This is a genomic window from Saccharothrix carnea, assembly GCF_003014735.1.
GTDB classification, from domain to species: Bacteria; Actinomycetota; Actinomycetes; order Mycobacteriales; family Pseudonocardiaceae; genus Actinosynnema; species Actinosynnema carneum.
The window spans coordinates 50447-74869 of sequence record NZ_PYAX01000017.1; the positions used below are offsets into that span (position 1 = coordinate 50447).

Below are 24423 nucleotides of genomic sequence, written 5' to 3' on the forward strand. Positions count from 1 at the left end.
GCGGGTGCTGAGCCGGCTCTCGCTGCGGTCCAGGTTGCTGCTGCTCACGGCGGGCCTTCTGCTGGCCGGGTTGGGCCTGGTCGGCGCGGTCGTCTCGGACCAGCTGGAGCGCTACCAGCTCGGCCGGGTCAACGCCCAGCTGCGCTCGTTCAGCGAGATCGTCTCCCGGGTGCCGATCACCGCGCCGCCCGACGCCGACGACACCGCGCGCCGCCCCGAGGTCCTCGACCCGGCGCTCGACCTGGTCGGCGCGCCGTACCTGGTGTACCTGGACGAGGACGGCGCGGTGGCGCGCGACCTGCACTCCAGCAGGGTGGCCGGCGCGTCGCTGCCCCCGGCCGACGAGCTGCGCACCGTCCCGACCGGCGGTGACGCGGTGGACCTGCGTGCCGCGGACGGCTCGGGGCGGTGGCGCGCGGTGGCGCGGCCGGTCGCCGGGTCGGCGGGCACGGTGATCGCCGCCGCACCGCTCGCCGAGGTCGACGCGACCATCGCCCGGCTCCGGACCACGAGCCTGGTCAGCGGCGCCGTGCTGCTCCTGCTGCTGACGGCGGTCGGCTGGTTCGCGCTGGGCCGCGGCCTGCGGCCACTGCGCCGGATCGAGCACACCGCCGCCGCGATCGCCGACGGCGACCTCACCCGGCGGGTACCCGGCCTGGCCGCGCCCACCACGGAGATCGGGCACCTGGCGACGTCGCTGAACACCATGCTCGGCCAGCTCGAACAGGCCTTCGCCGACCGGGCGGCGGCCGAGGCCAGGATGCGCACGTTCCTGGCGGACGTCAGCCACGAGCTGCGCACACCGCTGTTCGGCATCAAAGGCTCGACCGAGCTGTACCGCATGGGCGCGCTGCCCGGACGCGCCGACGTGGACGAGGCGATGCGCCGCATCGACGGCGAGGCCACCCGGCTCACCGCGCTCACCGAGGACCTGTTGCTGCTCGCCCGGCTGGACGAGGCGCCCGAGGGCCGGCTCGATCGTGCCCCGATGGACCTGCGCACCCTGGCCATCGACGCCCGGCACGACCTGCGCGCGCTGGACCCGTCCCGCCCGGTCGAGCTCACCGGCCCCGGCGGCGGACCACCCGGCCCGGCCCCGGTCCACGCCGACGAGGACCAACTGCGCCAGGTCGTCGCGAACCTCGTCGGCAACGCCGCCACCTACACCCCACCGGGCACGACCGTCCGCATCGGCGTGGGCACCGTGAACGGCCGGGCCGTGCTGGAGGTGGCGGACGAAGGCCCGGGCCTGACCGCCGACCAGGCCGCCCGCGTCTTCGACCGCTTCTACCGGGCCGACCGCTCCCGCAACCGCACGGGCAGCGCCAACGCGGGGCTCGGCCTGGCCATCGCCCGTTCCCTGGCCCGTGCCCACGACGGCGACGTCGAACTCGACACGGCCCTCGGCCGGGGCGCCCGCTTCCGCCTCACCCTGCCCTTGCTCGACCACACCTGACGCCAAACGCGCCCAGGGGATCCACGCAAGGTGCGGAGGCGGGAACGGCGGCCCGGTCTACCGTCCTCTGAACGGCCCGAGCACGTCATGAGGAGACCCCGATGCACCCCACCGCACCCGACGGCCACGGCTTACCGGCGGACGACGGCACGTCGGCCGCGTTGGACGACCTCTTCGCCGAACTCAGCGGCACCGCGCCGGTCGAGTCGTCGGAGGAGATCGGCAGGCGCATCGAGGCGCTGCGCCACGCCATCGACGCCGGTGCGGGAACGGACCGGGGCAGCGCACCTCAGGGGGACGCGCCGCCGCCGATCGTCGAGCACGACGTCGACGACAGCCTGTTCGACCGGTTCGGCCCGGCCCACGTGCGCGCGGTGATCGAGGACAGCCTCGACGGCGCGATCGTCCAGCACATCGTCCGCCGCGGCGGGCTCGGCCTCGACGCCGCCGGGCTGGCCGAACCCGTGCGCGCGATCAGGAAGCGCTACCTCGACGCCATCGCGGACGGGCACGTCGTCCCGGTCGGCGAACCCCTCGACTCGATCGTCCGGGACCTGCTCGTGGACCGGCCGCACCTGGTCCGCCTCCGCGAGCTGGTGGACCAACCGGACCTCGACCTGCCGTTGCCGCAAGCGGGCGCGGTCATGCGCTTCTTCGGCGCCTACCCGAAGTTCTGGGCCGCGCTCGTCCCGAGGATGACCGGGATCCGGTTCGACTCCCGCACGGCGGACGCCCGCGGCGGCGGGCTGTTCCACGACGACGGCGTGATCTACCTGTCCAAGCTGCACGCCACCCCGCCGGGCGCGTTCGTCCGCCTGCTGGTCCACGAGACGGGTCACGCCACGTTCGAGCGGATCCTGCTGGCCGGCGGGTCGATGCCCCACGCGCTGGGCGTGGCCGAGGCGCTGCCGGAGCAGAACACCGCGGAGAACGGCCGCGAGGTGAAGGTGCTGCAGACCTACTGGGACGGGATGTCCGACCCGGCCAAGACCTTCTACCACGCCTGGTTGACGTTGCGCGCGGACAACGGGCGGCACCTGCTCGGCCTCGACCTGTGGCAGGACCCGCGCGGCCACCGCCTGTCCCCCGCCCAACGCCGCGGGTACCAGGCGACGACCTTCGGCGAGTTCTGCGCCGAGATGTTCATGCTGTACGCGATGGGCGACCTGCGGCCCCACGTGGAAGCGGCCCTGGCCGACCACACCGTCGCCGGCGAGGTGCGGACCGCGTGGCGCAACGCCTGGGAGGTCATGGTCACCGTGGCGGCGACGGTCCTCGGCGACCGGGTCTAGGGTGTCCGGGGACGGGACGGCACTCGGAAGGGGACCCGGCGAGGATGCGGGCGTCGGAGTTCCAGCGCGCGGTGGCCGCCGCCGAGTCGATCGCGGCATCGGCAGGGCTGACGGTGGAGGATGCCGTCGTCCTCCAGGACTCGAACAAGCTCACCCTGCGGCTCCTGCCCGGTGACGTCCTGGCCCGGGTGGCACCCGCGGCCGAGCAGGTCGCGGCCACCGAGATCGAGCTCGCCCGGCGGCTCACCGAAGCCGGGAGCCCGGTCGCCGCCCTCGATCCCCGGGTGGAGCCCAGGGTGTACGAGCGTGACGCGTTCGTGGTCACGCTGTGGACCTACTACGAACCCGCGACACGTGACGAGATCCCACCGGCCGACTACGCCGATGCCCTGGTGCGGCTGCACGCCGGGATGCGGACGCTCGACCTCCCCGCCCCGCACTTCACCGACCGGGTCGAGCAGGCCCAGCGGCTCGTGGCCGGCCGTGACCTCACCCCGGCCCTCGCCGACTCCGACCGGGAACTGCTCAGCAGCACGTTGCGCGGGCTGCGCGAGGTGGTGGCCGGGCACGGTGGGGCCGAACAGCTGCTGCACGGCGAACCGCACCCCGGCAACGTGCTCACCACGGAGCACGGGCCGCTGTTCATCGACCTCGAGACGTACTGCCGCGGTCCGGTCGAGTTCGATCTCGCCCACGCGCCCGACGAGGTCGGCGACCACTACCCGGGCGTCGACCGAGACCTGTTGCGCGCGTGCCGGATCCTCGTGCTCGCGATGGTCACGACGTGGCGCTGGGACCGGGACGACCGGTTCCCGGACGGGCACCGGGTCGGCACCGAGTGGCTCGGCCGGGTTCGGGCCGCGCTCGATGGCGACGGCCGGCCGGGGACCATGCGCTAGCAGGCGTCCGACTCCTCGATGTTCGCCACCTGTTCGTTTCCGGGCGACCATCGGCGGGTTGACGACGTCACGCCCCGGCCGGGAACCTCTCCTCCGCGGCCGATGATCTCCGCGACACCGGCCGAATCCGCCGCCGTGCCACTCGACACCGGATGGAGGGCATGGTCGTCGTGACCGCCCGCAAGACGTTCCCGCGCACCGCAACGAGACTGCTGAGCACGCTGTTCGGCGCGACCCTGATCGCCGTGCTCCTGCCCGCCGTCGCCTGGGCCGACCCGCCGCAGGCCCTGCCCGCCGACCACGCCGCCGCCGACGCCAAGTGGCAACCGGCGTTCGACTACGACACCGACGGCTGCTACCCGACCCCCGCGATCGGGCCGACCGGCGTCCTGGCCACCGGCCTGAAGAACTCCGGCGCCCTCAACGGCCAGTGCCGCGACCAGTGGGACCTGGACAACACCAACTCGTACTCGCGCTCCAAGTGCAACAACAACTGGTGCGCCTACCTCTACGACCTGTACTTCGAGAAGGACCAGGCCGTGCCCGGCTGGGACTGCTGCGGGCACCGGCACGACATCGAGCACGTGATCGTGTGGGTCAGCGGTGATCAGGCGCACTACGTCTCCACGTCGGCGCACGGCAAGTACTCGACGTACCCGCGTTCCCAGGTCGCGTGGGAGGGCACGCACCCGAAGATCGTTTACCACAAGGACGGGGTGAGCACGCACTGCTTCCGGCTCGCTGGTGCGAGTGAGCAGCCGGAGAACCACTATGGAGCGTGGCAGTACCCGGACCTGGTCAGCTGGGACCACTTCCCGGCTGGGATCCGGGATGTTCTGGTGAGGGCTGACTTCGGGAGTGCGAGTTTGGCGATCAAGGACGGTGCGTTCAACTACAACTTGGCGCAGGCTAAGCCGAGCGGTATTCCGTTCGATCCGAACGCCTGACGGAGGTCGGGTCGGGTCGGTGGGGCTGTTGTTGGGTCCGGCTCGATTTGACAGTCCGGCTCGATTTGACATGGGCCCCTGACGAGTACTCCAGGCAGACCGAAGCCGGGCAGGCCTGGCGGGAAAAGCGTCCGCCAAGCCTGCCCGGCCGTTCCACGACCTGATCACGGCGGCCGTGCGCGCGTCGGGCCGGGTGCCGCCGGCCGGACCGCCGTTCACCACGCTCCGCCGGACGTTGGCGGACATCGCGTCGGGACCGCCGTCGTGGACGGTCGTCTACCGGGTGACGGACCTGCCGCCGGCGCCCGGCATCGTGTTCCGGCGGCTCGCCGACCCGGTCCTCACCACCTCGCTCGTCCTGCCCGCCGCGCCGACCCCGGTGCGGCGGCACCTCCTCGCCGCGTTCGCGGACTGACGCTCACGGCGTCCCGGCGATCCGGGTGACGATGAGGTCCAGCCGCTCCGCCTGACCGCCCGGGGGGATGCGGCCGCTCTTCGCCAGGGCGGCGATGCCGTGCAGCGCGCTCCAGGTGACCTCGGCCAACAGCTCGCGGCGCGGGTCGTCCGGGTCGAAGCAGCTCACGAACTCGTCGAAACCGGCGCGCAGCGAGGCCGGTGTCTCGGCGTGCGCGAACTTCACGTCGGTCGGCAGCTCGAACATGGCCTGGTAGAGGGCGGGCTGCTCGGCCGCGAAGTCGAGGTACGCGCGGCCGACAGCGTGCAGGGCGCGCGACGGCTCGGTGCTCGCCAGCCGGACACGGCGCAGGCGGTCGGCGAGTTCGGCGAAGCCTTCGAGGGCGACGGCACGCATGATGGCGTCCTTGCCGTCGAAGTGGCTGTAGAGCACGGGCTGGCTGTACTCGACGCGCTCGGCCAGCCTGCGCGTCGTCACGGCCTCCCAGCCCTCGGCCTCGGCCAGCTCACGGGCCGCCGTGATGATCAGCTGGTGACGTTGGGCGCGTTCGCGTTCGCGGCGTTCGGAGATGGCGGACATGACCACATCGTAGCAACGCTAGACATCCTGCCGGAGATAGACATATCATCGCTACAACAACTAGCGCCGCTAGATCCGGCGCGCACCGAGGGGGAACAGGACCATGCTCGTCACCGTCACCACCGTGCTCGCCGGACTGATCGGCCTGGGCGTCGTCATCATGGGCGCCCGCGCCTTCTGGGCGCCGCACGCCGCGGTCGGCTTCGGCATCCCCGACACGCCGACCGGGGACCCCTCCTTCCAGGCCTGGCTGAACGTCAAGTCCGTGCGCGACATCGCGGCGGGGCTCTTCATCATCATCGTGCTGATCGCCGGGACCACCCAGCTGCTGGGCTGGTTGATGCTGGCCGCCACGGCGATCCCCACCGGTGACGCGCTGATCGTGCGGCGCAGCGGCGGCCCCAAGTCGGCCGTGTACGGCGTGCACGGCGGCACCGCGGCGGTGATGCTGGTGATCAGCGTGCTCCTGCTGGTCGGGTGACCGAGCCGCTAGTCGTACTTGTCCTGGTTGAGGAAACGGGCGAAGCCGCGCCACGAGTTCGGGCCCATCACGCCGTCGATGGGCCCGGTGTAGCCCCAGCGCGCGGCCAGCCGCTGCACGGCCGCCCACGTGTTCGCGCCGGGCACGCCGTCGATCGGGCCCGTGTACCCGTAGGCACGCATGGCCCGCTGCAACGCCGCGTACGTGTTCGCGCCCGGCGCGCCGTCGATCGGACCCGTGTACCCGTGCTCGATGCGCAGCCAGTTCTGCGCCCGCTTCCACATGATCGGCCCGGGGACGCCGTCCTGCTCGGTCGACGTCTTCGGCAGGCCGGTGGAGCCGCCCAGGTAGGTCAACGGGTTGATCCGCGTGCCGCTCGGGTTGATCATGTGCCAGTGCAGGTGCGGGCCGGTGGACGAGCCCGAGCCCGGTGCGCCGACCGCGCCGCCGGACAGGCCCACCACGGCGCCCATCCCGACGCGCGTGCCGTTGGCCACCAGGAACTGGGACAGGTGCAGGTACTGCGTCCGGTACCCGTTGTCGTGCTGGATGGTCACGGTGTGGCCGCCGGTGCCGTTGTACGGGATGTTGGTGACGACACCGCCGCCCGCCGCGGGCAGTCGCGTGCCGACGCCCATGCCGTAGTCGATGCCGCCGAGCGAACCGTTGGCCAGGTGGTCCTGCCACGTGCCGGTGATCCGGTAGCCGCTGAACGGGTTGTAGAACCCCGGGACGGCGGCGTGCGCCGCACCCGCGCCGACCGCCGTGACGACACCGGCCACCACCGTGCCGTGCAACAACGTCCGCCTGCTGATCCCGCCGTTGGTCATCACCCGAACGTAGGGACGGCACGGCACGCGGACATGGTGCGTTCGACCGACTGCCATTCGGGTGAACCGACCCGGGCCGTCGCGGCCGCAGGGGTCAGCCCGCGCCGAGCTGCCGCCCGCGGACCACCGATCCGGGTGCGAGGTTCATCGACTCCAGTCGCGTCCACCCGGCCGACAGGGTGAACCGGCTGAAACACCCGGTGTCCCAGCGAAGCCGGGGCACCGCCGCCGGTTCCGCGCCGACCGCCCGTGCCACCAGCCACGAGTGCGGTGCTCCGTGCCCCACCACCAGCACCCGCTTGCCGCCGTGCCGCGCGGGCAGCGCGTCGAAGAACGCCTCGACCTCACCCGCCGCACCATCCCGGAGCGCCGCCGAACGCTCGACCTCCACGTCGAGTCCCGCCGTGGCGATCCGGGCGGTTTCCCACGCACAAGCGAAATCCGAGCTGCACACGACCTCCGGCGCGAACCTGCGTACCGCCTCCCGTGCCGCCAGCGCCTCCGCCCGCCCCTGCGCGGAAAGCCCCGTCTCCGGCGAATACCCCTCGTGATCGGGCGTGCCGTGGCGGAGGAAGAGCAGGTCGACCTCGCCGTCCTCCACCTCCGCCGGCGGCGCTTCCTCGCGTTCGGTCCCGATGATGTCGAGCACGTCGTCGCAGACTTCCTCGGGCAGCTTCCCGCTGATTCCCAGGGACACGCCGACCGGCCGGAACGCCGAGTGCAGCCGGTGCAGCCGGACCTCGTCCATCCGCTGGAGCGGGTCGCGGGCCAGGTTGCGGTGCAGCAGTTCGGGCACGTCGGCGACCAGCGAGACCGTGACGAGCCGGCGACCCCGCCGGGCGAAGCGCAGCGCCTGGCTCGCCAGGAAGTCGACGTCCTCGAACACGCCGTCCACGATCGGCACGAATCCGCTGTCGCAGTAGGACAGCGCGAGGTCCATGCACGCGAGTTCGGACGCTTCGAGGGTGAACGCGGTGAAATCGCGGGGGTGCGCCAGGTACCTGACGGCGTCGTTCGACACCCGGACCGACGGCTCCAACGCGTCCCTCAGCAACGCGGCGGTCGTGGTCTTCCCGGTGCTCGGGAGGCCTCGGATCAGCACCGCGAACGGCCGGGCCACACACCTCACCTGTCTTCACGTCGACTCGGGAATACCGAGCGACCGTAACGCAGGGCCGGCCGACCGGGCGACGGAATTGATCACCGACCGGTGCGCCGGTCACCGTCCGCGAGGGAGGTCGGTGGGATGACACGAAGCCCGGGACCACGCCGGGTCAGGAGCTTCCAGGCGTAGTCGGGGTCATCCTGCTGATCTGCCCGTCCGGCGAGGACGCTCTTCATCATTCCAAGCTTCTCAAGCACCTCGCCCGGCCAACTCCCTCACCCGGCCAGGTCCCGCACCCGGCAGCAGAGTTCCTGCGTGCGCAACGCGTCCGCGTAGTCGCACACCACCTGGCCCGGGTCGCCGTCACGCACCGCCGCCAGGAACCGTTCATCGGCGACGACGAGCGGATCGCGGCCGATCGGGATCTCGTGGCTGCCCTCGGCGTCTTCCCGCCGCAGGACCTTGGTCGTCAGCGTCAGCTTCCGGCCCTCGCAGTGGAACTCGATCCCGGCGTCCACCGTCGCGTGCAGGACGCAGGTCGCGGTGAACACGCCCAGCGGTCCCGAGCCGAACGCCAGGGTGGCGGCGCTGACCGCGGCCACGTCCAGGTCGGGGTGGGAAGCCAGCGACGGCCGCCGCGTCACGGCGTGGACGACCTCGGCCTCACCGAGCAGGAACCGCGCCAGGTCGAACAGGTGCGTGGCCTGCTCCACCACCTGTCCCCCGCTCTCGGCCTCCAGCCGCCACCACGGCACGGGCGGCACGAGGCCGTGCCAGGCGGCACGCACCAGGTGCGGCGGTGTCTCGGCGAGCATCCGGCGCAGCTCGGGGATGACCTCCATGCCCCGCCAGTAGTAGCCGACGCACGCCAACGGACCACCGTCGCGGAGCACGGCCTCCACCCGGCGCGGCACGTCGAGACCGGTGCCGATCGGTTTCTCCACGTAGAACGGGACACCGTGCTCGATGAGCGCGAGCTCGACCTCGCCGTGGGCGCCGGGCGGCACGCAGATCCAGGCCGCGTCCACGTCCTCCTCGGCCAGCAGGGCGGCCGTGTCCCGGTACGCCCGGCCACCCCACCGGGCAGCGGCCTGCTCGACCCCGGACCGACCGACGTGCCCGACCACCTCCGCCCCCAGCCCGGTCAACGCCGCCGCGTGCCGTCCGGCGATGTACCCGGTACCTATCAACGCCACCTTCACGACATCGCCTCCTCGTCCACGGCTTCCCACAGCTCGACCCGGCTCCGCCAGTCCTCGGTGTGCCGCGGCGCGGGCGGCTGCGGGAACGCCGACGACAGACCCGCGGCCATCAACGCGGCCCCGGTCGTGACGAGACCGTCGTCCGCCCGCCGGTAGTGCCGCTCCGCGTCCAGGCCGCGCAACCTGATCCGCCGCGGCCCCTCCCCCGCCACCCCACGCACCTGGTAGACGAACACCACCACCTCCCGCCGGTCGCGGGACACGTACTGCACCGCGCACGGCCCGCTCTCCGCCGGCGGCACGAGCCAGTACTGGTCGCCGTCCTGGACCACGGCCCGCAGCCGCTTGTACCCGGCGATCAGCCCGGCCGCCCGCGTCCGCTCCTCCCCGCTCCACCCGAGGATGTCACCGGAGATCCCCAGCACGCCCTGCATGGCCACGTGGAAGCGGAACTCCAGCGGGCTGGTGCGGCCGGTGGTCGGTTCCGGCACGTCCGCCACCCACCCCACCATCGCCCTCGGCGCGTAGGCGCGGCTGAACCCGTACTGGGCCCGCAGCCGGTCCGACGGGTCGGTGTTGTCGCTGACCTGCGCGAAATCCGCCAGCCCCAACACACCCAAGTCCACCCGCCCACCACCGCCGGCGCACGTCTCGATCATCAGGTCGGGGAACTCCGCGCGCAGCCGCCCCATCACCTCGTACACGCCCCGCACGTGCCGCACCCACACCTCACGCCGCCGTTCGACCGGCGCCTGCGGCCACCCGACCTCGGTGTAGGGGCGGTTGTGGTCCCACTTGACGAAGTCGATCGGGTGGTCGGCCAGCAGCGCGCGCACCCGCGCCAGCACGGCTTCCCGCACGTCGTGGCGCGCGAAGTTGAGCACGAGCTGGTGGCGGGACAGGGTGGTCTCGCGGTCCGGCAGGTGCAGCACCCAGTCCGGGTGTGCCCGGTAGAGGTCGCTGTCCGGGTTGACCATCTCGGGTTCCAGCCAGATCCCGAACCGCATCCCCAACCGGTGGACCTCGTCGACGAGCTCACCCAGCCCGTTCGGGAACTTCACCGGGTCGACCACCCAGTCGCCGAGCCCGGCGTGGTCGCTGGTCCGCGCGCCGAACCAGCCGTCGTCCACGACGAACAGCTCGACGCCGAGCTCGGCGGCCCGGGTGGCCAGCTCGACCTGGTGGCCGACTTCCACGTCGAACGACGTCGCCAGCCAGGTGTTGTAGTGCACGGGCGGAGGCGTGTCGCGGTGCCGGGCGGGCAGCACGTGGTCGCGCTGGTAGCGGTGCAGCAGCCGCGCCGCGCCGTCCACGCCGTCCTCGGCGTAGCCGCAGACCAGCGACGGCGTGCGGAAGGTCCCGCCCGGCTCCAGGTGCCACGCCGAGTCGAACGGGTTGACGCCCGCCACCACGTGCAGGGCGTCGTTGCGCTCGGTCTCGAACACGATCGACCAGTTGCCGCTCCACGCCAACGCGCCGAACCAGACGGGCCCGGCCTCACCCACCCGGCTCAGGGCGAACCACGGGTTGGCCTCGTGGCTGGTGAACCCGCGCCTGCTCTCGACCACCACCTTGCCCGCCGCCAGGTCACGCCGGGTCAGCTGGTACTCGTCGCCCCACCGGCCGTGCAGCGTCCACGACTCGTAACGCGCCGGCGGCAACCCGAGCACGGCGCTGGCGATCCGTTCCACCCGCAACGCCTCCGCGCCCCGGTTCTCCACCAGCACGTCGCGCTCCACGACGCCGTGCTCGGCGAACACCGCGAACCGGTGCTCCACCACGAGACCCGACCCGACGTCCTCGAACACGAGCCGCAGCACGTCGTCCTCGACGTGGTCCTCACGCCAGGCCGGCCGTGACACCGCCGAGCCGTCCGCGCGTGCCACGACCAGGCCCGGTTCCTTGAACGCGCGGTCACCGTACACGGAGTACCCGAGCGGCACGCCGTCCAGGAACTGGGCCTGGGACGGCCGGTTCCACGGCGTGTGCGGCAGGTAGGAGTCACCGCCGAGCCCACCGCCGTCGCCGCCCCAGTGGTCGAGCATCAACACCCCGCCGTCCCCCAGGGACAGCAGCATCGCGTTCCACCGGGTCCGCAGCAGCCACGCGGGCCGTCCGGCGCACGTGGTCCGCGTGATGGCAGAGGTCACCTCGGGCATCGCTCTCCTTCCGGGATCCGCCCGGAGTCCGCCGGACCGGTCAGACTTCGGGTGCGAGCCGGGCGTCGACCGCCTCGGCCGAGAAGACCTGGTCGATCACCAGGTGCCGGGCGCCGTGCACACCGGCCCGGTCGCCGAGCTGGCTCTCCACCACGGCCAGGCTGCTGGTCAACGCCGACACGGTCCGCTCGTAGAGCCGCTCGCGCACACCGACGAGGAGGTGTTCGCGGGTGAGCGCGAGGTCGCCGCCGATCACCACCACGGTCGGGTTGAGCAACGCCACCGCGGTCGCCAGCACCTCGCCCAGCAGCCGACCGGCGTCCCGCACCAGCGTGATCGCGGCCGAGTCGCCCTCGGCGACCAGTCGCACCACGTCACGGCTGGTCCGCGCCTCGATACCGCGTTCGGTGAGCTGCCGGGCCAGCGCCGCGCCGCTCGCGTGCGCGGCCAGGCACCCGGTCGCGCCGCACCGGCACCGCGCGCCGTCCACCGGCCGGGCGATCCGGATGTGCCCGATGTCCCCGCCCTGGCCGGTGGTGCCCCGTTCCGGCCTGCCGCCGAGGATGACCCCGGCCCCGATACCGGTTCCCACCTTCACGAACAGCAGGTTGTCCACACCGGGGTACCGCTCGCGCACCTCGCCGAGCCCGAGCAGGTTCGCGTCGTTGTCCACGAACGCCGGGCACCCCAGCGCGTCGGACAGCGTCCGCGCCACCTCGACCCCGTGCCAGCCGGGCATGATCGGCGGCTGCACGGGCCGCCCGGTCCGGAAGTCGACGGGCGCGGGCAGCCCCACGCCCACCCCCGCGAGCCGGGCCCGGTCGCGTCCGGCGCTCTTGAGCAGGTCCCGCAACCGCCGGATCACGATCTTCAGCACCACGTCGGGGTCCTGCCCGATCAGCAGGTCCTCGGTGCGCTCGCCGAGCATCCGCCCGCCCGCGTCGGTCAGCGCGAACCGCGCGTGCGTCGCGCCGAGGTCGGCCGCCAGCACCAGCTTGTCGCTCTCCTCGAACGACAGCACCTCGGCCGGGCGGCCCGCGGTACCCCGCCGCTGCTCGACCGCGCGGATGTAGCCCGCCGAGATCAGCTGGCTCAGCCGCAGCGCCACCGTGGACCGGGACAGCCCGGTGAGTTCCTGCAGATCACGCCGGGTCTTCACGCGCCCGGACCGGACCAGCGCGAGGATCTCGCCCGGCGACGCCGGGAAACCGCTGCGCGCCACCGGGGATCCCCTCCTCGCCAAGGGCGTCGTGCCCGCCGCCACCGCCGCGTTCACCCCTTCTCCGCGCCGCTGGTCAGGCCCTGTGAGAGTAGCCGTTCGGTCAGGAAGAACAGCACCACCACCGGCACCGTGATGACGACGGACCCGGCCATGAGCACGGTCGTGGGCACTTCGATGCTGCCGGACAGCTGCGCCAGCCCGAGCGACACGGTCCAGCTGTCCCGCCGCTCGACCAGGAACAGCAGGGCGAACAGGAACTCGTTCCAGGCGATCATGAACACGAAGATGCCGGTCGCCACCACCGAGGGCATCGCCAGCGGCAGGCTGATCCGCCGGATCACGCCGACCCGGCTCAGGCCGTCGACCAGCCCGGCTTCCTCGACGCTCACCGGGATCGTCTCGAAGTAGTTCTTGAGCATGTAGATCGCCACGGGCACGGTCTGCGCGAGGTAGACCAGCACCAGGCCGACCAGCGAGCCGCGCAGCTGCATCTTGGTGAGCAGGACGAACAGCGGGATCGCCAGCACGATGCCCGGGAACAGGTACACCGCCAGGAACAGCGCGCTGACGTGCCGCCTGCCGAAGAACTCCAGCCTGCTCACCGCATACGCGCCCGGAACGGCGATCACCAGCGCCACCAGCACCGACGCGGTCGCCACCAGGGCGCTGTTGCCCAGCAGGCCGAGGAAACCCTGGCCGCCGTCCGCCACCGGCCGCAGCACGTCGGCGTACGTGGTCAACGTCAACCGGCTTAGATCGACCAGCAACGAGTCCGGCCGCCGCAGCAGGTCCTCGATCGGCCGCAGCGACAGCATCAGCATCGCGTAGAACGGCAGCAGCGTCGCGATCAGGAAGCACCCGACCACCACCGGCCGCAGCACGGCGAACACGGCCCGCTCGACCCGGTCCCGGCTCATGACCCCGCACCCTCCCGCCGCCGCAGCAACCACAGGTAGGCGCCCAGCAGCACGACCAGCACCACGGCGAGCAGCACGGACTGCGCGGCGGCGGCACCCACGTTGCGCTGCACGGTCAGCAGCTCGTACACCCGCACGCTCACCACCTCCGTGCCCGCCGCGCCCCCGGTGAGCAGGAAGACGTCGTCGAACTCGTTGAACGTCCAAATGGTCCGCAGCACCACGAGCACCGCGATCACCGGCATCAGCTGCGGCAGCACGATGTGCCGGAACCGCTGCGTCGGCGTCGCGCCGTCCACGGTCGCCGCCTCCTCCTGGTCACCCGGCAACGCCGACAGCCGGGCCAGCAGGAACAGGAACGCGAACGGGAAGTACCGCCACCCCTCGAACGCGATCACCGTCAACAACGCCGTGGGCACCGGCACGTCGAGCCCGAACAGCGTGATCTCGCCCCGTGCCTGGGACAGGAACGCGATCGGGTCGTCCCACCCGAACAGCCGCCTGCCCCAGCTGTTGACGAGACCGAACTCCGGGTTGAGCAGCACGCGCCACACGAACGTGACGGCTACGACCGGCGCCACGTACGGGATGAGCATCGCCGCGCGCACGAACGCCCGGCCGGGGAACGGCCGCCGCAGGGCGAGCGCGGCGACCAGCCCCAACGCGATGGCCAGGAACGTCGACCCGGCCGTGTAGAGCACGGTCGTGCGCAGGCTGTTCCACAACGCGTCCGACGCGAACACGCGGACGAAGTTGTCCAGGGTCAGCTTGTCGAACAGCCCCGTGCGGCCGACGTCGATCAGCCGCACCCGCTGGAACGCGATGAGCACCGACCACGCCAACGGCACCAGCACGACCGCGAGCACGATCACCAGCGTCGGGGTGAGCAGCAGCAACCCGGTGCGGGCGTCGTGCTGCCTCAGCGTCCGCGCCATCGCGGGGCCCGCTACTCGCCGAGTTCCTGGGCGATGACCGAGGCCTGCTCGCTCGCCTTGCGCGCCGCACCGGCCGCGTCACCACCGCCGTTCAGCACCTCGGCCAGCGCCTTGGGCACGACCAGCTGCCCGGCCACCGCGCCCGCGAGTTCCGCCTTGCCCTGCGTGAAGCCCCACCGGCTGAAGCTGCGCGGGCTCTCCTGCACGACCCGCAACGTCTCCGCGTCGTAGAACTTCGACAGCGGCGCCTTGGTGTCCACGCCGACGTCGAGCCCGCGCCACATCTCCACGTACTGCTCGGGGTTGTCCTTGGTGCCCGCGCGGACCGGGACCTTGCCCTCCGGCGCGATGGCGAGCCAGTCGCGGTACCCGTCGGTCATCAGGTGCTCGACCAGCTTCTTCGCGTCCTCCGTGGCCGCGTCCTTGAGCACCGCGAACGACGCCGTCTCGCCGAACGTGGTCGGCTCGCCGCCGGCGGGCCCGCTCAACGCGGCCACCACGCCCGTGTTCTTCGCCAGGAAAGACGGGTCGGCCTGGCATTCCGGGCACGTCGGCAGCGCGTCGGCGCGCAGCCCCGCCAGCTCGTCCAGCAGGTAGGACGACCAGATGACCATCGCCGACCGGCCCGCGAAGTACGTGGCCCGCGTGGTGTCGACGTCCTGGTTGCCCGCCGTGGAGTGCTTGCCGACGAGGTCGGTGTAGAACTGGAACGCGCCGACGCACTCGGGGCTGTGCAAGGCCGCCTGGCCGTCGTCACCCACCAGCGCGCACCCGTTGGCCAGCGCCAGGTGCTCGAACGTCTGGTGGGTGAACACGTCGGCGGGCGTGGTGCTCGCGGCGATCCCGGCGACGTCGCCCTGGTCGAGCCGTTCGGCGGCCTGTCGGATCGCGTCGTACGTGGTCGGCGGCTGCAACCCGGCCTGCGCGAACAAGTCCTTGCGGTAGAACAGGAGCTGGGCCCACCCGTCGCTGGGCACCACGAGCTGCGTGTCGCCCTCGCGGGTCAGCTCCAGCGACTGCGCCGCGAAGGTCTCCGTGCCGAGCGCGGCCACGACCTGCCCGGCCGCGTCGGTGTCCAGCAGGTCGTCGGTGCGCAACTGGCTCATGATCGGCAGCGAGATCGACCCGATCACGTCGGGCAGCTCGCCGGACGCCGCGGCCGAGGTGAGCACCGTGGTCAGCTGGTTCTCGGCTACCGCGACCACTTTGGTCTCGATGCCGGTCTTCTCGGTGAACGCGGCCAGCAGGCGTTCCTGGGCGCGCACCCGGTCCGCGGTGTCCTCGATGGTCCAGAAGACGAGCGGGCCGTCCGCGCCACCACCGGAATCACCGCCACCGCAGGCCGACAGCACCAGGGCGACAGGCACCGCGGCGGCGAGCACGCGCAGTCCTCGTCCGGTCATGGGTCGCTCCCTTCCGGTGGTCCGCGACCTCTCGCGGACCAGGGCCGGGTGTTCGGTGGCGCCACTGAACACCCCGGTTTGTCCCGTGACAACCGCCAATCCGGACGTGACTTCGGGCCCGTACCGGGCCGTGGCAAGCCGTTCACCGATCGGCGCGCACCGGGATCGGGATACCGCATTGCCGTTTTGACTGATGACGGGATTAATGTCGGCCATGCCGCAGTGGAAGATCGCCTGCCAGGAGCAGCTGCTGCCGGGCGCCTCGATCGAGCAGAAGTGGGAGTTCGCGCAGTCGGCCGGTTTCGACGGCATCGAACTGCTGCTGCGCAACGGCGAGGCGTTCGAGGCCAGGCTCGGCGTGCTCGAACGCGCGGCCGGCCGGGGTGTCGTCCTGCCCGCCGTGCGCCTGGACGCGCTGCCCCTCGTCGGCGACCCCGGACGCGGGCTCCGCCAGGTGTCCTCGGTGGCGGCGCTGGGCGCGCCGGCCGTGGTCGTGCCGGTGTCCGGCACCCGCCGGGTGCCGCTGCCCAGATCGTCCACAGCGGACCACGACACGCTGTCGGACGCCCTGCGCCGCCTCGCCGAACGTGCCGCGCGGGAAGGCGTGACGCTGTGCGTGCAACCGGTCAACCGCTACGAGGGCCACGCCGTCAACACGCTCGACCAGGCGGCGCAGCTGTGCCGCGCGGTGGGGCTGCCGTCCGCGCGGGTGGCCGCGGCCACGTTCCACATGAACATCGAGGAAGCCGACCCCGCCGGCGCGCTGCTCGCGGCCGGGCCGTGGCTCGGGCACGTCGAGCTGGCCGACTCCACCGGGCTGGAACCCGGCGCCGGGCACGTCGACTGGTCGTCGGTCTTCGCGGCCCTCGACGCCGCCGGGTACCAGGGGTGGGTGAGCCTCGCGTGCCGCCTGTCCGGCCCCGCCCGCACCTGCTTACCCGCCGCGGTGAGCGTGCTGCGGCAGGCGGGCGGGTAAGGCCGTGAGCATCGGGACGACACCCGAGCCGCACGCCCCGGACATCGCCGACCTGCGCCGGCGGGCCGCCGCGACGCTGCTGCGCAACTGGCGCGGTTCGGCCACCGTGCCGACGACCGCGCTCTACCCGCACCAGTGGAGCTGGGACTCCGCGTTCATCGCCATCGGCCAGGCCCACCTCGGCCCGCGGCGGGCGTTCGCGGAGCTGACCGCGCTGCACGGCGCGCAGTGGGGCGACGGCCGGGTGCCGCAGATCGTGTTCAACCCGGCCGTGCCCGAGGACGCCTACTTCCCGGGTCCGGCGTTCTGGCGACCGCTGCCGCGGCACGGGCCACCGGCGGGCGTGTCGACCACCGGCCTGGTCCAGCCGCCGGTGCACGCCGCCGCCGTGCTGGCCATCGCCGAACGCCACCCCGGTGCCGCCACCGACGCGGCCGTCCGGCGCCTGTACCCGAGGCTCGTGCGCTCCCACGACTACCTGTTCGAACGGCGGAGCGTCGCGTCCGGGCTGGTCGGGATCGTGCACCCGTGGGAGTCGGGGCTGGACAACAGCCCGTCGTGGGACGAACCGCTCGCCGCGGTCGACCCCGGCCTGGCCGACGACATCACGGTGCTGCGGCGCGATCTGCGGCACGCCGACGCCGGGCACCGGCCCACGGACTCCGACTACGCGCGGTACATGGGCATCGTGGCGGCCTACCGCGACCGGCGTTACGCCGACGACGACCTGCTCGGCCTGCCGTTCTGCACCGTGGACCCGTTGTTCTGCGCCGTGCTCGCCTGGTCGGAGGACGCGCTGGCCTCGCTCGCCCGCCGGATCGGCGCGGACCCGGGCAGGCACGCCGAGCGGGCGCGGGAGCTGACCCACCAGGTCCACACCCGCCTGTTCGACCCGGCGCTGGGCTGTTACGTGGCGCTCGACGCGCGCACCGGCCGTGCCCTGCGCAAGCGCACGGTGTCCGGGCTCGTCCCGCTCCTGCTGCCGGGCGGGCACCGCGCGGCGGTGCTGGAGACCCTCACCGGACCGTCGTTCGCGGCACCGGGCGTGCTCGGCGTGCCGAGCTACGACCTCACCGCGCCCGACGCCGACCCGCACCGGTACTGGCGCGGTCCGACGTGGGTGAACACGACCTGGCTGCTGTGGCGGGCACTGCTCGCGCACGGCGAGACCGGGCACGCCGAACGGCTGGCGGCGGACCTGGTCCACCTGGTCTCCACCGCCGGTTTCCGGGAGTACTTCCACCCCGTGACCGGCGAAGGTCTCGGCTCCGACCACTTCAGCTGGACGGCGGCGCTCCTGCTGGACGTCCTGGCACGGGAACCGGAAGGGCAGCGATGGCAACGGTAGTACGGCTGGACGCACCGGGCTGCGTCACGATCGCCGAGGAGCCCGATCCGCCGCTGCACGCGACCGGCGTGCGGCTGCGCACCCTGTACTCGGGGATCTCCGCGGGCACCGAGCTGACCCAGTACCGCGGCACCAACGCCCACGTGGTCAAGACGTGGGACGCCGACACGCGCCTGTTCGTGCCGGCCAGGCCCGCGGCCGCGTACCCGGCGGTGGTCGGGTACGAGGAGGTCGGCGAGGTGGTCGAGGTCGGCGGCGAGGTCGACGCGGTCCGGCCCGGCCAGGTCGTCTGGGGCGCGTGGGGCCACCGGTCGACGACCGTGGTCGAGCAGGAGTACGCGGCGGCACGGGTGCTCGCCCCGGGCGCGGACCCGGTGCTGGGCATCTTCAGCCACATCGGCGCCGTCGCGCTCAACGTCGTGCTGGACGCCGACCTGCACGTGGGCGAGACCGTCGTGGTGTTCGGCCTGGGCGTGGTGGGGCAGATCGTGGCCCAACTCGCGCGGCGCAACGGCGCCAGGGTCGTCGCCGTGGACGCCCTCCCGGACCGCCTGGAGCTGGCCCGGCGGCTCGGCGCAGAGGTAACGCTGGACGCCCGCGAGGGGCGGGTCGCCGAGCAGGTCCGCGAGCTGACGGCGGGACGCGGGGCGGACGTCGCCGTGGAGGTCAGCGGCAACCCCAAGGCGCTGCACGAGGCCGTGCGCACGGTCGCCTACAACGCGCGCGTCGTCACGGGTGGCTTCTACCAGGGCGAGGCACGCGGCCTGTTCCTCGGCGAGGAGTTCCACCACAACCGGGTCGACCTGGTCTGCTCGCAGATCTCCGGCGTCGCGCCGCGCCACGCGCACCGGTGGGACCGCGCGCGGCTCAACGCCACCGTCATCGACCTGGCCGTGGCCGAACACCTGCGGCTGCGGCCACTGGTCTCGCACGTCGTGCCGTTCACCGACGCGGCCTGGGCCTACGACCTGATCGACCGCCGCCCGGAGCAGGTGGTGCAGGTCGTGCTGGGGTTCGCCGCACCGGATGGGTGCGACCACCGGCACGGCGACGCGTAGCCGTTCCGCGTCCTCGCGGGTGCCGGCGGTGGGAGATCGGTGGTTTCGCCGGTCCGCCGCGCCGTCCCTGGCCGCGGTCGGGTTCCGTGCGCCAGATTCCGGACCACGGCGCGGAAATCCCCTTCGGACCGATGGAGAACACCATGCGACTGCGCAGTGCGATTCTCAGCGTCCTCACCCTGGCCGGCGTGCTGACCGCGACGGCCACCGGCACGGCCGGCGCGGCACCACCCTCGGTCCTGGGCGGCTCGGGACCGTACTCCGCCGGCTACGAGACGACCCTGCGGTTGTACAACCACACGATCTACCGGCCCAACACCCTGCCGGCGGGCGTCAAGCTGCCCATCGTGGCCTGGGGCAACGGCGCGTGCCGCGCGGACGGCACGTGGTTCCAGAACATCCTCACCGAGTGGGCCTCGCACGGTTTCCTGGTCATCGCGAACGGCCGACCGGGTGGTTCCGGGTCGACCGACTCCGACATGCTCGTCGACGCCATCGACTGGGCGGTCGCGGAGAACTCCCGGCGCACCAGCAAGTACTACGGCAGGATCGACACCACCAAGATCGCCGTGATGGGCCAGTCGTGCGGCGGCATCGAGACCTACGAGGTCGCCGCCGACCCGCGCCTGACCACGACGGTGCTGTGGAACAGCGGCATGCTCAACGACTCGCAGAACCACCTGCTGCAACGCCTGCGCGTGCCGATCGCCTACTTCATCGGCGGGCCGACCGACATCGCCTACGAGAACGCGATGGACGACTGGCGGCGGCTGCCCGCCGGACTGCCCGCGTTCATGGGCAACCTCGACGTCGGCCACTTCGGCACGTTCGACCAGCCGAACGGCGGCGAGTTCGGCCGGGTCGGCGGGCACTGGCTCAAGTGGCACCTCAAGGGCGACCCGGCGAGCAAGGCGCAGTTCGTCGGCCCGGACTGCGGCCTGTGCGCCACCGACTGGGACGTGATGCAGAAGAACCTGGGCTGACTCCGGTGACGCCTGCGCTGCCCACCACGACCACTGTGACGGGCAGCGCAGGCGGCTGTGGTGCGAACGGACCACAGTGCGCTGCGCCGGGTGCGGCTACGGTGCGGCCCATGCAGTCGTTCAGGCACGTCAATCGCACGTTGGTCGCTTCCGTGGGCGCCCTCGCCCTCCTGCTGTCGGCCTGCGGGGAAGCCACCACGGGCAGCGCCGGGCCCGCCACCACGCCCGCGGTCGACGCGACCACCGAGACCACGAAGTCCGACGCGGCGCCGACGAGCACGAAGTCCAGCGCCGCCAAGGCACCCGAGGGTGACGTGACCGCGCCCGGCACCAAGCTGAAGGTCGGCGAGCGCGCTGTGGTGCCGTTCAAGTTCGGCAACGACAAGTCCGGCACGATCGCCCTCACCGTGACCGCGATCGACGCGGGGACCAACGCCGACCTGGCGTCGTTCGGCGAGAAGGCCAAGGGCATCACGCCGTACTACATCAGGGTGACCGTGGAGAACGTCGGCGGCACCGACCTGTCGTACAGCTCGGTGAGCCTGCGCGCGGTCGGCGCGGACGGCAAGGGCACCGGCGTGATCATCAGCGGGGACACCGCGCAGTGCGAGTCGGAGTCGGCCAAGAAGGACTTCACCACCGCCGGCGCGAAGTACGAGACGTGCGTGCTGCAGGGTGCGCGCGAGGGTTCCGCCGTGGCGGGCGCGACGTTCGACCGGAGCGAGGGCTACGAGAAGGCGCCGGTCACCTGGACGAAGTGACACCCGGTCGCGGTCCCGGGCCGGGCCAGGGGGCCGACCCGGGCGTCCCTCCTCGGCCAGGACCCGGCCGAGGAGGCGTTGCCGCAGTCGGCGGGCCTGCTTGGGCATGTTCCAGCCCAGGACGCCCACCGGCTCGCCCGCACGCCGGTGGACCGCGACGAAGCGTGTCGTCGCGCACCCGGAACAGCCGCACGCGAACCCGACCTCCACACAGCCGCCTCGCCGATCCCCAGGACCACTCAGCCCCACAACCAGCCCACCCGTCACCCCGCCGGTCCGACCGAGAACCCAGCGGCCGGCCCGCCGATTCTCCACCGATCAGACCCACAGCCGGCGGCCGGCCTGCCGATTCCTCGCCGAGCGGACCATTGCCAGCGGCAGGATCGTCGATCATCCACACCGGGCCGGTCAGGCAGGCAGCGCGGCGGCCAGTTCGGCGATCATCCCTGGGCCGACCTGGCAGCAGCCGCCGACCAGCCGCGCGCCGCCCGACACCCAAGCCGCCACGCGCGCGGGCTCGAAGGTCGGGGTGCCGGTCCAGTTCCTGGTGGCGGCGTCCCAGGTCTCACCGCTGTTCGGGTACACCACGACCGGTTTTCCGGTGACCCACCGGGCGATCGCCACGGCCTCGTCCACGTCGGCCGGGTCGCAGCAGTTGACGCCGACTGCGACCACCTCGTCCACGCCCCGCACCGCCTCGAACGCCTCGACCAACGGCTGGCCGGCGCACGTCCGCGTACCCCGGGCGCTGTAGGACAGCCACAGCGGCACGCCCGACCCGGCGACCACCCGCAGCACCGCCTCCGCCTCCTCGACGTCCGGGATCGTCTCGACCGCGAGCACATCGGCACCCGCCTCCGCGAGCACCTCGATCCTGGGCCGGTGGAACGATTCCAGCGCACCCGGCGGCAGGCCGTACCGCCCGCGGTACTCCGAGCCGTCCGCCCGCATCGCGCCGTACGGGCCGACCGACGCCGCCACCCACCGCGGCCCGTCCACTTCGGACGCGGCACGGCGGGCGAGGGTCACGCTGGCGCGCAGCAGGTCGGCCGTCTCCGCCGCACCGAGCCCGCGCCGGGCGAAACCCTCGAACGTGGCCTGGTAGCTGGACGTGATCGCGACCTCGGCACCGGCCCGGTAGTAGGCGAGGTGGGCGGCCCGGAGGGCGTCCGGGTCGGTGAGCAGCAGCCGGGCCGACCACAGCGAGTCGGACAGGTCGTGCCCGGCGGCCGTGAGCGCGGTCGACAGCCCGCCGTCCAGCACCACCACGCGACGGGCCAGCACCTCGGACAGCCGTTCCTCGGCCACCCCCACCACGCTACCGCGACGGCGGACGTCAGGCGGCCCGCGCGGCGGCGACGAACTCCCGCATGAGCCCGTGGTCCTTGACCCCGCGGCTCGCCTCGATGCCGCTCGACACGTCCACACCCCACGGTCGGGCCTGCGCCACGGCCTCGGCGACGTTGGCCACACCGAGGCCGCCCGCCAGCAACCACCGTCCCTCCGGCCGGGCGCCGTCGAGCGCGGCGAGGTCCCACCGGTGCCCCGACCCGGCCTGCGGCGAGTCGAGCAGCAGCATCTCCTCGCCGAACGCGCCGACCCGCACGTCGGTGTCCGCCGTCAACGCGACCGCCCGGACCAGGGGCACCCCGCTCGCGCCCACCTCGTCGAACGCCGCCCGCGGGTAGTCGCCGTGCAACTGGACCGCGCCGACACCGGACTCCTCGGCGAGCCGCCGCACGTCCGCCGCCACCACCCCGCTGAACACGCCGATCGCGAGCACGTGCGACGGCACCTCCCGGACCAACCGCCGCGCCGTGTCGACGTCCACCTGGCGCACGCTCGCACTCAGCACGAACCCAACCGCATCCGCACCCGCGTCCACCGCGGCGGCGACATCGGCCGGAGTGCGCAGCCCGCACAACTTCACGTACATGCCGCAGACAGTAGCGGCGAGCCACCCACACCGACCCACATTCACCACACCAGCTCACACCTGCCCACCAGCCGCCGCCCCATCGCCTCGCGCCCGCTCCACCGACCAGCGCTCACCTCACCGGCCCAGCGCCCACCCCACCAACCCGCACCCCACCCGCCCATGCCCATCCCGCGCCCACTACACCCGCTCACACCTGCCCACCGGCCCGCGCTCACCTCGAGCCCGCTCCGTCCCCCCACCGCCGGCTCACGGCGCCCGGACCAGGCCCTCGTGCCGCACCGTCCAGCCGGCGGCGGGCAGCGCGGACGCGGTGGGCCGCCGTCCCAGCCCGCCGTTGCCCGGCAAGTACACCGGTAGGCGGTCGGCGACTTCGCCTTCGCGGTGTGCACACCACGCGGACCCTTCGCCACCCCCTTGGTCACCTCTTTCCGCCGTGACGACCGCCACCGAGGTCGCCGCGACACCGTCCCGCTCGCGATACTGGGTGCGTGACCGCGCGAGAACCCCGCCTGGAGATCGAGTACTGCACGCAGTGCCGGTGGCTGCTGCGCGCCGGTTGGACCGCGCAGGAACTGCTGACCACCTTCACCACCGAACTGGGCGAGGTCGCGCTCGTCCCCGGCACGGGTGGCGTGTTCGACGTCCGGCTCGGCGGCGAGACGCTCTGGTCGCGCAAGGAGCGAGGAGGGTTCCCCGACCTGGCCGTGCTGAAGCAGCTCGTCCGCGACCGGATCGCCCCCGACCGCGACCTCGGGCACTCCGACCGGCACCGCAAGGCCCAGCCGGAGTAGGTCACGGGCGCGGTAAGTAGGCGGCCACCTCGGCGAGGGCGTCCAACGTCTCCCGGTCGACGTGGCCGGCGGCGGGTTCGGCCTCGGCGACCGTGATGGTGGTGCCGTCGACGTCGGTGCCGTAGTTGTCGCCGGTGAACGTGATGTCCGCCAGGCCGAGCAACGACGCGCCCAGCGGGTAGATGTCGCCGCTGCCGTGCCGGTCCTCGATCCGCTTGAACGCACGCAGGTCCCGGGTGTTGCGGAAGCCGACCCACGCCACCGACACGACCGCGTTGTTGCCGGCACCGTCCCCCACCGCGATCACCACCCGGTCCAACGACGTGCACGGCGTGTGCGCGAAGAACTCCCGGACCTCGCCGTGCGACGCCGACAGGCACTCGACCTGCCGCTGCCACCGGTCGTCCAGCCTCCGCATCCCCAGCCGCTGCCACGCGCCGTCGCGGTCGCCCCGCTTCGCCGCCTTCTGCCCGTCCAGCTTGCGCGCGGCCACCCCCGACGACCCGGCCGAACCGCTCGCGCTCGGCCCGAACACCCCTCCCCCGCCGGCCGCGCCCGCGGAACCGACCAGGCCCAGCACCAGCACCCCGGCCGCCACCACGGTCCCCGCACCTCCCTTCTTGCCGCGAGACGACCTGATCCGGCCCTGACCGTCGGTGTAGATGATGTCCGCCATGACTGCTCCCCCTGATCGGTTCGTACCCCTGATCGGCAAGCTAGCGACG

General features: G+C 72.7%; 24 protein-coding genes. 12 read left to right on the forward strand and 12 right to left on the reverse strand.

Features of this window, described 5'->3' with window-relative positions:
- Positions 1–4 precede the first annotated feature (4 nt).
- The 5 genes from B0I31_RS33885 to B0I31_RS33905 all read left to right on the forward strand — a co-directional run bounded on the left by B0I31_RS33885 (position 5) and on the right by B0I31_RS33905 (position 5009).
- Positions 5–1456, forward strand: a complete 1452-nt coding sequence (locus tag B0I31_RS33885) for a sensor histidine kinase (protein ID WP_245950630.1) — start codon at positions 5–7, stop codon at positions 1454–1456.
- A gap of 101 nt (positions 1457–1557) precedes the next feature.
- Complete coding sequence (locus tag B0I31_RS33890) at positions 1558–2748, forward strand: hypothetical protein (protein ID WP_106619493.1); 1191 nt, start codon at positions 1558–1560, stop codon at positions 2746–2748.
- A gap of 44 nt (positions 2749–2792) precedes the next feature.
- On the forward strand, positions 2793–3647 hold the full coding sequence (locus tag B0I31_RS33895) for a phosphotransferase (RefSeq protein ID WP_106619494.1): 855 nt from the start codon (positions 2793–2795) through the stop codon (positions 3645–3647).
- Between the two features lie 161 nt (positions 3648–3808).
- On the forward strand, positions 3809–4594 hold the full coding sequence (locus tag B0I31_RS33900) for an NPP1 family protein (RefSeq protein ID WP_106619568.1): 786 nt from the start codon (positions 3809–3811) through the stop codon (positions 4592–4594).
- 175 nt (positions 4595–4769) lie between these two features.
- Complete coding sequence (locus B0I31_RS33905; RefSeq protein ID WP_106619495.1) at positions 4770–5009, forward strand: hypothetical protein; 240 nt, start codon at positions 4770–4772, stop codon at positions 5007–5009.
- Between the two features lie 3 nt (positions 5010–5012).
- On the opposite strand, the gene B0I31_RS33910 is transcribed toward B0I31_RS33905, so the two are convergent.
- On the reverse strand, positions 5013–5588 hold the full coding sequence (locus B0I31_RS33910) for a TetR/AcrR family transcriptional regulator (protein WP_106619569.1): 576 nt from the start codon (positions 5586–5588) through the stop codon (positions 5013–5015).
- 103 nt (positions 5589–5691) lie between these two features.
- Here B0I31_RS33910 and B0I31_RS33915 point away from each other — a divergent pair, with 103 nt between their 5' ends.
- Positions 5692–6069, forward strand: coding sequence for a DUF4267 domain-containing protein (locus B0I31_RS33915; protein ID WP_106619496.1), 378 nt, complete (start codon positions 5692–5694; stop codon positions 6067–6069).
- Positions 6070–6077: 8 nt separating this feature from the next.
- Here B0I31_RS33915 and B0I31_RS33920 read toward each other — a convergent pair whose 3' ends face one another.
- From B0I31_RS33920 to B0I31_RS33955, 8 genes are all read right to left on the reverse strand, one after another.
- Positions 6078–6899: a peptidoglycan DD-metalloendopeptidase family protein gene (locus B0I31_RS33920; protein ID WP_106619497.1), complete on the reverse strand. Its 822-nt coding sequence runs from the start codon at positions 6897–6899 to the stop codon at positions 6078–6080.
- A 94-nt stretch (positions 6900–6993) separates the two neighbouring features.
- Positions 6994–8019 (reverse strand): histidine phosphatase family protein, encoded by a 1026-nt coding sequence (locus tag B0I31_RS33925; protein WP_181320673.1) that lies wholly within the window; start codon positions 8017–8019, stop codon positions 6994–6996.
- 260 nt (positions 8020–8279) lie between these two features.
- The gene (locus B0I31_RS33930) at positions 8280–9206 is read right to left on the reverse strand and encodes a Gfo/Idh/MocA family protein (RefSeq protein ID WP_181320674.1); all 927 of its coding nucleotides are present in this window, start codon (positions 9204–9206) and stop codon (positions 8280–8282) included.
- Positions 9203–11365, reverse strand: coding sequence for an alpha-galactosidase (locus B0I31_RS33935; protein WP_106619500.1), 2163 nt, complete (start codon positions 11363–11365; stop codon positions 9203–9205). Before B0I31_RS33935 ends, B0I31_RS33930 begins: the two co-directional genes overlap by 4 nt.
- A 40-nt stretch (positions 11366–11405) precedes the next feature.
- On the reverse strand, positions 11406–12587 hold the full coding sequence (locus tag B0I31_RS33940; RefSeq protein WP_181320675.1) for an ROK family transcriptional regulator: 1182 nt from the start codon (positions 12585–12587) through the stop codon (positions 11406–11408).
- A gap of 50 nt (positions 12588–12637) precedes the next feature.
- Positions 12638–13504 carry a carbohydrate ABC transporter permease gene (locus B0I31_RS33945; protein ID WP_106619502.1) on the reverse strand — a complete coding sequence of 289 codons (867 nt, stop codon included), beginning with the start codon at positions 13502–13504 and terminating at the stop codon, positions 12638–12640.
- Positions 13501–14439 carry a carbohydrate ABC transporter permease gene (locus B0I31_RS33950; protein WP_106619503.1) on the reverse strand — a complete coding sequence of 313 codons (939 nt, stop codon included), beginning with the start codon at positions 14437–14439 and terminating at the stop codon, positions 13501–13503. The genes B0I31_RS33945 and B0I31_RS33950 overlap by 4 nt, the downstream gene beginning before the upstream one ends.
- A gap of 11 nt (positions 14440–14450) precedes the next feature.
- Positions 14451–15842 (reverse strand): ABC transporter substrate-binding protein, encoded by a 1392-nt coding sequence (locus B0I31_RS33955; protein ID WP_106619504.1) that lies wholly within the window; start codon positions 15840–15842, stop codon positions 14451–14453.
- A gap of 193 nt (positions 15843–16035) precedes the next feature.
- Here B0I31_RS33955 and B0I31_RS33960 point away from each other — a divergent pair, with 193 nt between their 5' ends.
- The 5 genes from B0I31_RS33960 to B0I31_RS33980 all read left to right on the forward strand — a co-directional run bounded on the left by B0I31_RS33960 (position 16036) and on the right by B0I31_RS33980 (position 20968).
- Positions 16036–16818, forward strand: coding sequence for a sugar phosphate isomerase/epimerase family protein (locus B0I31_RS33960; RefSeq protein WP_219910933.1), 783 nt, complete (start codon positions 16036–16038; stop codon positions 16816–16818).
- A 4-nt stretch (positions 16819–16822) separates the two neighbouring features.
- A complete protein-coding gene (locus B0I31_RS33965; protein WP_245950631.1) occupies positions 16823–18166 on the forward strand; it encodes an MGH1-like glycoside hydrolase domain-containing protein in 1344 nt (447 codons plus the stop codon).
- On the forward strand, positions 18154–19224 hold the full coding sequence (locus B0I31_RS33970; protein ID WP_106619505.1) for a zinc-dependent alcohol dehydrogenase: 1071 nt from the start codon (positions 18154–18156) through the stop codon (positions 19222–19224). Before B0I31_RS33965 ends, B0I31_RS33970 begins: the two co-directional genes overlap by 13 nt.
- A 143-nt stretch (positions 19225–19367) precedes the next feature.
- A complete protein-coding gene (locus tag B0I31_RS33975) occupies positions 19368–20207 on the forward strand; it encodes a poly(ethylene terephthalate) hydrolase family protein (RefSeq protein ID WP_245950632.1) in 840 nt (279 codons plus the stop codon).
- 110 nt (positions 20208–20317) lie between these two features.
- Positions 20318–20968 (forward strand): hypothetical protein, encoded by a 651-nt coding sequence (locus B0I31_RS33980; RefSeq protein ID WP_106619507.1) that lies wholly within the window; start codon positions 20318–20320, stop codon positions 20966–20968.
- Between the two features lie 408 nt (positions 20969–21376).
- Here B0I31_RS33980 and mmuM read toward each other — a convergent pair whose 3' ends face one another.
- Both mmuM and B0I31_RS33990 read right to left on the reverse strand, forming a co-directional pair.
- On the reverse strand, positions 21377–22276 hold the full coding sequence (gene mmuM, locus B0I31_RS33985; protein ID WP_245950633.1) for a homocysteine S-methyltransferase: 900 nt from the start codon (positions 22274–22276) through the stop codon (positions 21377–21379).
- A 28-nt stretch (positions 22277–22304) separates the two neighbouring features.
- Positions 22305–22904, reverse strand: a complete 600-nt coding sequence (locus B0I31_RS33990) for a phosphoribosylanthranilate isomerase (RefSeq protein WP_106619509.1) — start codon at positions 22902–22904, stop codon at positions 22305–22307.
- 491 nt (positions 22905–23395) lie between these two features.
- On the opposite strand from B0I31_RS33990, the gene B0I31_RS33995 reads away from it, so the two are divergent.
- On the forward strand, positions 23396–23698 hold the full coding sequence (locus tag B0I31_RS33995) for an Rdx family protein (protein ID WP_106619510.1): 303 nt from the start codon (positions 23396–23398) through the stop codon (positions 23696–23698).
- Position 23699: 1 nt separating this feature from the next.
- Here B0I31_RS33995 and B0I31_RS34000 read toward each other — a convergent pair whose 3' ends face one another.
- Positions 23700–24374: a hypothetical protein gene (locus B0I31_RS34000; RefSeq protein ID WP_106619511.1), complete on the reverse strand. Its 675-nt coding sequence runs from the start codon at positions 24372–24374 to the stop codon at positions 23700–23702.
- Positions 24375–24423: the final 49 nt, after the last annotated feature.

Excerpts from the sequence above, each read along its gene's own strand:
- B0I31_RS33890 (WP_106619493.1), top strand. The coding sequence starts at position 1,558 with ATGCACCCCACCGCACCCGACGGCCACGGCTTACCGGCGGACGACGGC.
- B0I31_RS33895 (WP_106619494.1), top strand. The coding sequence starts at position 2,793 with ATGCGGGCGTCGGAGTTCCAGCGCGCGGTGGCCGCCGCCGAGTCGATC.
- B0I31_RS33900 (WP_106619568.1), top strand. The coding sequence starts at position 3,809 with ATGGTCGTCGTGACCGCCCGCAAGACGTTCCCGCGCACCGCAACGAGA.
- B0I31_RS33910 (WP_106619569.1), bottom strand. The coding sequence starts at position 5,588 with ATGTCCGCCATCTCCGAACGCCGCGAACGCGAACGCGCCCAACGTCAC.
- B0I31_RS33915 (WP_106619496.1), top strand. The coding sequence starts at position 5,692 with ATGCTCGTCACCGTCACCACCGTGCTCGCCGGACTGATCGGCCTGGGC.
- B0I31_RS33920 (WP_106619497.1), bottom strand. The coding sequence starts at position 6,899 with ATGACCAACGGCGGGATCAGCAGGCGGACGTTGTTGCACGGCACGGTG.
- B0I31_RS33935 (WP_106619500.1), bottom strand. The coding sequence starts at position 11,365 with ATGCCCGAGGTGACCTCTGCCATCACGCGGACCACGTGCGCCGGACGG.
- B0I31_RS33945 (WP_106619502.1), bottom strand. The coding sequence starts at position 13,504 with ATGAGCCGGGACCGGGTCGAGCGGGCCGTGTTCGCCGTGCTGCGGCCG.
- B0I31_RS33950 (WP_106619503.1), bottom strand. The coding sequence starts at position 14,439 with ATGGCGCGGACGCTGAGGCAGCACGACGCCCGCACCGGGTTGCTGCTG.
- B0I31_RS33955 (WP_106619504.1), bottom strand. The coding sequence starts at position 15,842 with ATGACCGGACGAGGACTGCGCGTGCTCGCCGCCGCGGTGCCTGTCGCC.
- B0I31_RS33960 (WP_219910933.1), top strand. The coding sequence starts at position 16,036 with ATGACGGGATTAATGTCGGCCATGCCGCAGTGGAAGATCGCCTGCCAG.
- B0I31_RS33970 (WP_106619505.1), top strand. The coding sequence starts at position 18,154 with ATGGCAACGGTAGTACGGCTGGACGCACCGGGCTGCGTCACGATCGCC.
- B0I31_RS33975 (WP_245950632.1), top strand. The coding sequence starts at position 19,368 with ATGCGACTGCGCAGTGCGATTCTCAGCGTCCTCACCCTGGCCGGCGTG.
- B0I31_RS33980 (WP_106619507.1), top strand. The coding sequence starts at position 20,318 with ATGCAGTCGTTCAGGCACGTCAATCGCACGTTGGTCGCTTCCGTGGGC.
- B0I31_RS33990 (WP_106619509.1), bottom strand. The coding sequence starts at position 22,904 with ATGTACGTGAAGTTGTGCGGGCTGCGCACTCCGGCCGATGTCGCCGCC.
- B0I31_RS34000 (WP_106619511.1), bottom strand. The coding sequence starts at position 24,374 with ATGGCGGACATCATCTACACCGACGGTCAGGGCCGGATCAGGTCGTCT.